Annotated in this window: 7 protein-coding genes and 1 pseudogene; 5 read left to right on the top strand and 3 right to left on the bottom strand. The window is 33.8% G+C overall.

Annotation, left to right across the window (positions count from 1 at the left end; all coding sequences use genetic code 11):
• Positions 1 to 100: 100 nt before the first annotated feature.
• Positions 101 to 490: pseudogene (locus tag B8869_RS09920) on the top strand (ISL3 family transposase); the annotation flags it as partial.
• Positions 491 to 697: 207 nt separating this feature from the next.
• Here the strand turns inward: B8869_RS09920 and hutI are convergent.
• Entirely contained in the window at positions 698 to 1,963 is a 1,266-nt protein-coding gene (hutI, locus tag B8869_RS09915; protein WP_084231462.1) for an imidazolonepropionase, read from the bottom strand.
• A 208-nt stretch (positions 1,964 to 2,171) separates the two neighbouring features.
• Between hutI and B8869_RS09910 the strand changes: the two genes are divergently transcribed.
• The 3 genes from B8869_RS09910 (at position 2,172) to B8869_RS09900 (ending at position 6,284) form a co-directional block, all read left to right on the top strand.
• Positions 2,172 to 4,193 carry a urocanate hydratase gene (locus tag B8869_RS09910; protein WP_084231461.1) on the top strand — a complete coding sequence of 674 codons (2,022 nt, stop codon included), beginning with the start codon at positions 2,172 to 2,174 and terminating at the stop codon, positions 4,191 to 4,193.
• A 311-nt stretch (positions 4,194 to 4,504) separates the two neighbouring features.
• Complete coding sequence (gene mgtE / locus B8869_RS09905) at positions 4,505 to 5,833, top strand: magnesium transporter (protein WP_084231460.1); 1,329 nt, start codon at positions 4,505 to 4,507, stop codon at positions 5,831 to 5,833.
• Positions 5,834 to 5,867: 34 nt separating this feature from the next.
• Positions 5,868 to 6,284: a hypothetical protein gene (locus tag B8869_RS09900; RefSeq protein WP_084231459.1), complete on the top strand. Its 417-nt coding sequence runs from the start codon at positions 5,868 to 5,870 to the stop codon at positions 6,282 to 6,284.
• A gap of 55 nt (positions 6,285 to 6,339) precedes the next feature.
• Here the strand turns inward: B8869_RS09900 and B8869_RS09895 are convergent, their stop codons facing one another.
• Both B8869_RS09895 and B8869_RS09890 read right to left on the bottom strand, forming a co-directional pair.
• Positions 6,340 to 7,935 carry an ABC-F family ATP-binding cassette domain-containing protein gene (locus tag B8869_RS09895; RefSeq protein ID WP_084231458.1) on the bottom strand — a complete coding sequence of 532 codons (1,596 nt, stop codon included), beginning with the start codon at positions 7,933 to 7,935 and terminating at the stop codon, positions 6,340 to 6,342.
• Positions 7,936 to 8,118: 183 nt separating this feature from the next.
• Positions 8,119 to 9,408, bottom strand: coding sequence for an APC family permease (locus tag B8869_RS09890; RefSeq protein ID WP_084231457.1), 1,290 nt, complete (start codon positions 9,406 to 9,408; stop codon positions 8,119 to 8,121).
• A 228-nt stretch (positions 9,409 to 9,636) separates the two neighbouring features.
• On the opposite strand from B8869_RS09890, the gene B8869_RS09885 reads away from it, so the two are divergent.
• On the top strand, positions 9,637 to 10,203 hold a 567-nt coding region (locus B8869_RS09885; protein WP_144017989.1), incomplete at its 3' end, for an IS30 family transposase.

Raw genomic sequence — 10,203 nt, 5'->3', positions numbered from 1 at the left:
ATCCTGGGCATTAGAAAATGTTAGAAAGAGAATACAAAAGGATGTATCATCAAAGCTTAGGAATATTTTAAAAGAAGTAAGAGTTTAATTACAAAAACCTGCCTCTAAGCTAACTTCAGAACAAGCTAATGAAGTATCACTTATGATTGAACTGAACAAGGAATTAAAAGAAGCATACAAGTTAAAAGAATTGTTCTACTGTGTGCCCTGTGGGTACCAGTATGTACTTAGTCAGCCAAACAAAACTAGAGCTAAAAAAGCTTTAAGAGAATGGATAAAAAGAGCAGATGAATCAAAATTAAAAGAATTTAAATCTTGTATCACTTCTTTTAATAACTGGTTTGAAGAAATATGTAATTCATTTGATTACTCTTGGTCAAATGGACCTCTTGAAGGAACTCATACAAAGATAAAAACATTAAAAAGAAATTGTTTTGGTATGAGAAATTTTGACTTGTTTAGAAAAAGAATTATGTTTTCATGTAAGTAGAGATTAGGAAAACGGGAAAATTTGCAAAACCCCTAGGGGTTTTATTTGCTATGCTTATTTTTAGTTGTTTTTTGCTATTTTAGTTTTGATATCTTTATTAGCGTCTATGTGCCCATTTTTACATAAAGAAAGAGACTCGAGTTAACGAGCCTCCCCAATATTTGACATAGAGCCTTTTTTTTAATCCATATTTAATTTTAATAATAACTATTTTACAAGTTGTCTGTCTTTTACTACTAATTCTCCATTTTTATAAACTTGAGAAACTAAGTTAGTTGCAAAGAAATACATTGTATAGTCTAAGTTTTTAGCATCAAATATAGTTATATCAGCTCTTTTACCTTCATCGAATGAACCTATGCTATCCCCTCTTGCTACTGAATATGCAGCGTTGATAGTTACAGCGTTAAATACTTCTACAGGTGTTAATCTCATATATAAGCAACCTAATTGCATTGCGAATTGTAGGTTTGCTGTTGGACAAGAACCTGGATTTGAATCTGTAGTAAGAGTTATTGCCATACCTGCTTCAAGCATTTTCTTAGCTGGCGCATAAGTGTCTTCTATTAAAGAGAATGTTGTAGCTGGTAATAAGTTACCTATTACATCAGCTTCAGCAAGTTTTTTAATATCTTCATCAGTTATCATCATTAAGTGTTCTGCACTTACAGTCTTTACTTCAGCTGCAACGCTTGAACCACCTATTGATTCTATTTCATCTGCGTGAATTCTTGTTTTAAATCCTTGCTCTTTTGCTGCAGTAAGCAATTTTCTTGATTGTTCTGCATTGAACACACCTTTTTCACAGAATATATCCACGAATTCAGCTAAGTTTTCTTCCTTAACTTTTGGTAGCATTTCTATTACTTGATCTATAAACTCATCTGGATTTTCTTTACATTCTTCTGGTATAGCATGAGCTGCCATAAAAGTTGAAACAAAATCTACTGGAAGGTTTTTATCTAATTCTTTTACAACTTCCATTTGTCTCTTTTCAGTATCCCAATAAAGACCATAACCACTCTTTGCTTCTATAGTAGTTACTCCGTGGTACATCATGTGGTTTGCAAGTTGTTCTGTCTTATCATATAATTCTTCAAAACTTGCTCCTCTTGTAGCTTTTTGTGTTGAAAGAATTCCGCCACCTTCAGCTAAGATGTCAAGATAGCTCATACCGTTTAATTTTTTTGAAAATTCATGTTCACGGCTTCCACCATATACAAGATGTGTATGGCAATCGATAAGTCCTGGAGTTGCAATCTTTCCTTCTAAATTCACCATTGCTGTTGAATCATCTATTAAATCTTTAGGAACTTCACCTTCGCCTACTTTTAAAATTTTTCCATCTTTTATAGCAATGTATGCATTTTTTAAAATTGTTGCTTCATTCATTTCAGAGCCTTTTAATGGACGCCCTAAATCATTCGGACAAAAAACTTCATTCAAATTATATAAAACCTTATTTGCTGCCATAATTCCTCCTATTGTTTATCTATTTATAACTACACTTACTCTAGTCTAATTTAATCTAATTAGTGTCAAAAATTAGATTGATTCACTGAGTTTATACCCATATTCACTAAAAACTAAATTTTATCGCGTCTAATTAATTGACTATTTTAAGACGGACAACGTTTATGATATAGAAAAAGTTAAGTAATTAATATTATGAGGAGGAAATATGATAAATAATACACAAATAGCAGATTCAATGAAAATCAAATTAGAATTTGACGAACTTCCTGAAATGCCAAAATTTGAAGAAGGTATTCGTCGTGCACCAGACAGAGGATTCAGACTTACTAAAGAACAAACTGAAATCGCTCTTAAAAATGCTCTAAGATATATCCCAGAAAGATTTCACGAAGAATTAGTTCCTGAATTCTTAGAAGAACTTAAAACAAGAGGAAGAATTTACGGATATAGATTTAGACCAGAAGGAAGAATATACGGAAAACCAATTGATGAATATAAAGGAAATTGCTTAGAAGGTAAAGCAATGCAAGTTATGATTGACAACAACCTTGACTTTGCTGTTGCTCTTTATCCATACGAATTAGTAACTTATGGAGAAACTGGTTCTGTATGCCACGACTGGATGCAATACAGATTAATCATGAAATATCTTGAAGAAATGACTGATGAACAAACATTAGTTATGGAAAGTGGTCACCCACTTGGACTTTTCAAATCACGTAAAAACTCTCCAAAAGTTATCATCACTAACGGATTAATGGTTGGTCTTTACAACAACCACGAAGATTGGGAAGTTGCAGAACAAATGGGAGTTACTAACTACGGACAAATGACTGCTGGTGGTTGGATGTACATCGGACCTCAAGGTATCGTTCACGGAACTTTCAATACAATTCTTAACGCAGGAAGACTTAAATTAGGTCTTAAGGCTGAAGACGATCTTTCAGGAAAATTATTCGTAACAAGTGGTCTTGGTGGAATGAGTGGAGCTCAAGGTAAAGCCGGAGAAATCGCTAATGCAGTTGCTATCGTAGCTGAAGTTGATATCTCAAGAATCGAAACTAGACTTGAACAAGGATGGATTTCTAAACTTGCTGAAACTCCAGAAGAAGCTTGCGCAATAGCTAAAGAATACCTAGAAAAGAAAGAAGCTATGAGTATTGCTTACCACGGAAACATCGTAGACTTACTACACTACATGAACGAAAACAACATTCACATTGACTTGCTTTCTGACCAAACTTCTTGCCACAACGTATATGACGGTGGATACTGTCCAGTTGGAATTGACTTTGAAGAAAGAACAAGAATGCTTGCAGAAGAACACGATAAGTTCAAAGAAATGGTTGATGAAACATTAAAAGCACACTTCGAAGTTATCAAAGCTCTTGTAGCTAAGGGAACTTACTTCTTCGACTATGGTAACTCATTCATGAAAGCTATATTTGATGCTGGCGTTAAAGAAATTTCTAAGAACGGTAGAGATGACAAAGATGGATTCATTTGGCCAAGCTATGTAGAAGATATCATGGGGCCTCTTCTATTTGACTACGGATATGGACCATTCAGATGGGTATGTCTATCAGGTAAACACGAAGACTTAGTTGCTACAGACCACGCAGCTATGGAAGCTATCGACCCAACAAGAAGATATCAAGATAGAGATAACTACAACTGGATTAGAGATGCTGAAAAGAACCAATTAGTTGTTGGTACTGAAGCTAGAATCCTTTACCAAGATGAAGAAGGAAGAGTTAACATCGCTCTTGCATTCAACAAACTTGTAAGAGAAGGAAAAATCGGTCCTGTTATGATGGGACGTGACCACCATGACGTAAGTGGTACTGACTCACCATTCAGAGAAACTTCTAACATTAAAGACGGTTCTAACGTATGTTCAGACATGGCTGTACAATGCTATGCTGGTAACGCTGCTCGTGGTATGAGTTTAATCGCTCTTCACAATGGTGGTGGAGTTGGTATCGGTAAGAGTGTTAACGGTGGATTCGGACTTGTACTTGACGGTTCTGAAAGAGTTGATGAAATCATCAAACTATCACTTTCTTGGGACGTTATGGGTGGAGTTGCTAGAAGAAACTGGGCTAGAAACGAAAATGCTATGGAAACTTCTATCGAATTCAACAAAAAACACGAAGATGGACACATCACTATCCCTTATGTAGCTGACGAAGATTTAGTTAAAAACGCAGTTGCAAAATTATTCTAAGAAATAAAAATATTAAAGAGCTCTTCTAAATTAGGAGAGCTCTTGTTATATATAACCTACTGCAAGTTGACAAACACTCAACTTTTGTAGTAGGTTATATATATTAATAAACGGAGGTGAAATCATGGACAGTTGTGATAGGTCGTATAAAAATATTTTGCGGTTACATAGGTTCTTTTTTTGTGCACAATTTCCATGTGTCACGTCAAAATTTAATTCATAAACCTTTAACCGCATCCTAATACTAATAATTTTTAATTTTAGGACCTATTTAGCGGTATTTTTTATACCTTTATTTAAAAGGAGGTTTTATGAACAAAGAAAAATATAACATTGAAGAAATCAAAGAACTACAAAAATCCATTAATGTAATGGATCCTGTTGACTTGGCAGAGATATTTGAAACTCTATTGCCTTATGAGACGGCACTTAGAATAAAACTATTGAACAAAGATCTTCTCGCAGATACATTCGCTCTGTTGAGTAGAGATAAAAAAGTCGACATTATAAAGAGTTTGTCAAAAGAAAATATAATGGAACTTATAAAAGAATTGGATGAAGACGAGTTAGTTGACACACTTCAAGAATTGCCTGCAAATATGGTGGGTAAACTTATGAACCACTTTATTGAAGAAGGTCGTCGTCCAATTATAAATGAGCTTTTAGGCTATCCAGATGAAAGCGTCGGTTCCATAATGTCTGTAAACTTTATGGCAGCCAAAATATCTCGTAGCATTAAAGATATAATCGACAAAGTTATAAGTTCAGATTTAGACGCAAATAAGTTAGAACAAATTTGGATTACAGACAATTCTTTAAAACTACAAGGTTTTGTCTACTTAGCAGATTTGCTCAGGCATACAGACGGCAAAATTGAAGATATTATAAATCCAATTAACAAGACAGTAAGAGCTCATGACGACCAAGAAATTGTTGCCAAACTGGCTTTTCGTTACGATCTTTCTGAAATTCCTGTAGTTGATTCTGAAAATAGACTTATTGGTACGGTGCCAGCTGAATGGGCTATTGATGTCATGGTTGATGAGTACAACGAAGATATTTCAAATATCCATGGTATCACAGAGCTTGATGATGATTCATACATGGAAGTTTCAAATTTTAAAATTGCTAAGAACAGAATAACTTGGCTTATTATTTGTCTTATAACTGCAACTATGACAGGCTTTATAATTAAAAGATATGAAGCCACTTTAGCCACAAGCGTTGTTTTGGCAGCATATATACCAATGTTGATGGATAGCGGCGGAAATGCCGGAAGTCAAGCTTCTACGACTGTCATTCGAGCTCTTTATGTTGGAGAAGTTGACTATCATACAATTCTTAAAGTTATGCTAAAAGAATTAAAGATAGGCTTTCTTGTTGGTATAGCGCTTGTATTTATAAATATGATTAGAATTTTGGTAATGGATTCTGTTTCAATGCAAGTTACTCTCACAGTTTCGATAACACTTTTAATTACAGTTATGATATCAAAGGTTATCGGAGGAATGCTTCCTCTTATAGCTGATAAGTTTAAAATCGACCCTACAGTTATGGCCGGGCCTATTATCACTACAATCGTGGACACTGTTGCCCTTTTGATTTACTTTGAAGTAGCTAGTAAATTAATAAACCTTTAAACTTTATACTGTTTAATTTTTAAAAGGAGTTCTTATGACTTACGATAGAGAAAAAGAAATTAAGGAAGCTATTCAAGCTTCAGAAGATGTTTTAGAATATTTATACAATGCAAGAGATTTATTTAAAAGTGCAAAAAATTGGGGCTATTTCGATATATTTGGCGGCGGAATGATCAGCACATTTATCAAACACAACAAGATGAATATGGCTGAAGAAGAGTTAAAGAAAACTCGTCAAGCTGTTCAAACTCTAAAGGCCGAACTGTTAGATGTGAATACATCAATAGGCTTCGACATACCAGATAGTTTTTTGACCTTTGCAGACTATTTCTTCGATGGAATTGTGGCAGATTACTTGGTGCAATCCAAAATTCACAAATCTTTATCACAAGTCGAAGATGGAATCGAACAAATTGAACAGATTATTAAAAATTTAAAATCTCAATTATAAAAAAAGAAGGCTCTTTGAATTTAGAGTCTTCTTTCATTTTATATTCTCTTTTGTATTATTTTTGTGCCACTACATATTTTTCGATGTATTCATCGTATGTCATTGGTACATCTCTGTAAGTTCCATCGTCAAATATCTCAACTATTCTATTTGCAACAGATGATATAAATTGATGGTCTAGTGATGTAAATAGTATATTAGATTTAAAGTTTATCAAACCATTATTTACAGCTTCTATACTTTCAAGATCAAGATGGTTTGTTGGCTGGTCGAATATCAATAAGTTAGCTGGTCTTATCATCATTCTTGAGAACATCATTCTAACTTTTTCTCCCCCAGAAAGTACATTTGCTTTTTTTAGCACTTCATCTCCAGAGAATAACATCTTGCCTAAGAAACCTCTTAAATAAATTTCTGATTGTTCTTCTGAGAACTGTCTCATCCAATCTATTAAGTTAAGGTCTGAGTGTTCAAAATATTCTGTGTTATCTTTAGGGAAATATGTGTGAGTTATAGTTTGTCCCCATTCGATTTGCCCATCATATTCTGTCTTAGCTTCTATGGCTTCAAAGAACTTAGTTATAGCAATTTCATTTCCTATAAAGCCAATCTTATCGCCCTTGTTAACTCTCATGCTCATATTATCAAGAAGAACTTTATCCCCTTCTTTTAGAGTTAGATTATCTATATTTAATATTTCATTTCCAACTTCACGAGTTAAATCAAATCCAACGAAAGGATATCTACGACTTGATGGTTTAATATCATCTAAAGTTATCTTATCTAAAAGTTTCTTTCTTGAAGTCGCTTGACGAGATTTAGATTTATTTGCAGAGAATCTTGCGATAAACTCTTGTAACTCCTTAATCTTGTCTTCTTTCTTTCTGTTTTGCTCTTTAGCCATTTTTTGAGCTAATTGAGATGCTTCATACCAGAAATCATAGTTACCAACAGTAACTTGAATTCTACCAAAGTCAATATCAACCATGTGCGTACATACATTATTCAAGAAATATCTGTCGTGAGATACTACAATTACAACTCCGTTGAAATCTGATAAGAAGTCTTCAAGCCACATTATAGCTCTCAAATCAATACCGTTTGTAGGCTCGTCAAGAAGCAAGATATCCGGATTACCAAATAGAGCTTGTGCAAGAAGTACCTTAACCTTGTCAGCCTCTATAAGTTCACTCATCTTTAAATCATGTTTATCTGTAGTTATTCCAAGCCCTTGTAGTAGAGATGCAGCTTCAGATTCTGCTTCATATCCACCCATTTCAGCGAACTCCGCTTCAAGTTCTCCAGCTCTTATTCCATCTTCATCTGAAAAATCTTCTTTCATATAGATGGCATCTTTTTCTTTTCCTATATCATAAAGTTTTTTATTTCCCATGATCACTGTCTCTATAACCACTTCATCTTCAAAGGCGTAGTGATCTTGGTTAAGCTTACTCATTCTGGATTCTTTATCTATAGATACATTCCCAGTTGATGGTTCTTTCTCCCCAGAAAGTATTTTTAAAAATGTTGATTTTCCCGCTCCGTTTGCGCCTATTATTCCGTAGCAATTTCCTGGTGTGAATGATAAATTCACATCGTCAAATAATTTTTTATCAGGAAAGATTACACTTACATTATTTACTGAAATCATTTTATTCCTCCAATCACGTGTCGCGTGTATTATAGCATAGTTGAGCTAAAAATGATACACTTAGCGCCCTTAAGTATTGAGATAAACCCAATAAAATAAAATTCCCTTTGAATTATAAATTTAGCTCTTTCTAAAGTTCTTTTAAAAACTTTTAAAAACTTCCTTTACTTCAAAGGGATTTCTCTATTCATCTATTTTTTTATACTTACCAAAAAGTATTGCTCCAATTACTATTAGACAAGTTAAAATCATCATACTTCTATTCAGCGCCATAAATAGAAGTCCAACTTGTATCAATCCCAAAATTCCCGCTATAGAAGTTAGAAAGTAAATCCCTCTCCTACTAAATTTATACGGTGAATTTGCAAACTCTAAAGGTCTTCTGTTCATAAGACCAATAAGAGAATATATAATTAAAAGAGCATTCAATTGGTAAACTGCAACTATACTGGCCCCTAATTCAGCCATATCTAAATTAAAAATAATCGGCACTATTCCAACTAAATACAATATGGTTAATAGTCTGTTTGGAGTTCTGGTGTTTGGATTTAAAATTGCAAGATGTTTTGGCAGCCATCCTTCAATAGCCGCTTGTCTTATAGGTTTAGTGGCCCATGCAAACTGCCCGTTTAAAGGTGATATAAGCGCAATTAAAGCTCCCCCCACGCAGAAATAAATAAACTCATACTTACTCAATATAACTCTTGCAACATCTGTCATAGGCTTGTTAGCAACTAGCTCTACATCTAAAACACCAGATGCCACAACAGCTATTGCAGCATATAAGAAACCTACAAACACCGTACATATAACTATAACCCTTGGCAAATCCCGAGTAGGATTTTTACACTCTCTTGATAGATTGGCTATATTTGCTCCACCTACCACAGCGAAATTTAAAAGTGCCGCTGCCTGTAAAAGTCCCTTTAGACCTCCAGTTAAAAACTTATCGTTAAAATAATTCGGGTCAACGTGACCAATGCCCCTGTATATAAAAATAGAAAATGATGCAAGTAGTGTAAACACTATCCATCTTTGGATTTTGGACACCTTATCTATTCCAAGCATATTTATAATATAAAAAACAGTAAGTACCGTACAGGCAACTACTCTCTTATCTCCAAATCCGAAAAAAGAAATAAAATAATCTCCAAAAGAAAGAGCGTATAGAGACAAAGACATATTTGAGGCAATGAATATAAATATAAAAAATCCACCCGCTCTTTTAGAAACAAGCTCTGTAACTTGTGAATACTGCCCGCCTTCAAAATGTAAAGTTCCATTCGCTATAACTATAGGCGATGATGTTATAAGAGTTAGTATAGCTGCAATTATGTATGCAACACTAACGCTTCTTCCCGTCATCCCTATTGCAACTCCAGTATATGTAAGAATTCCAGCACCGATTATTTGGCTCATGGTAATCCCCATTAAGTCCCAAAATCCTAAAACTCTTTTTAATTCTACCTCCATTTATACCTCCAATTTCCAAAATATATATTAACACAAATATCTTGTATAATCTTCACCAAATTGTAACATATTTTAATATTCCCACAGCTTGAAAAATCCACCCCTTTGTTATATTCTTTTATTGGAGATAATTTATCATAACAAGTGCAACATAAATAAACTCATAGCTAATCAGCTGTGTTAATATGTAAGTGACCAAACAAAACATATTAAAAGGAGTGATTAACTATGAGCTATAACCATCTTACCATAGAAGAAAGATCTTGTATTTACCAATTTTTAAATTTAGGAATGAGTATAAGGAAAATTGCACAAGCACTTAAAAGGTCACCTAGTACAATATCTAGAGAAATTAAAAGAAATTCATCTAAGATAAAAGTTAGTAGGGGAAGTTACACTAAGTACTTTCCGATAAAGGCAAATGATAAATATATTGATAGAAGAAAAGACTGCCATAGAAAAAGTAAATTTTCTAAAGATGTTATTGATTATTTAACTGTAAAGATTAACGAACATTGGTCCCCTGAACAAATATCAAATAGAAACACAAATGAGATTCATGAATTACCATCTACATCAACGATATATAGAATGATACACGCCAAAAAGCTGCCAAAAACTAGTATGAAAAATTTGAGAAGAAAAGCTAAATTTAAAAGGCCAGCAGAAAAAAGAGGAAAATTCAATGATAAAGGTAGAACAATTAAGAAAAGACCTAAAGAGATATACAGAAGGCAAGAATTAGGCCACTGGGAAGCAGATACAGTGGAATCAGGCAGATTAGATCATAAAAGG

It is taken from the genome of Peptoniphilus asaccharolyticus DSM 20463 (assembly GCF_900176115.1).
Lineage (GTDB): Bacteria > Bacillota > Clostridia > Tissierellales > Peptoniphilaceae > Peptoniphilus > Peptoniphilus asaccharolyticus.
The sequence above is the reverse complement of the archived record's forward strand: the minus strand, read 5'-3'. Positions and strand labels throughout refer to the sequence as shown.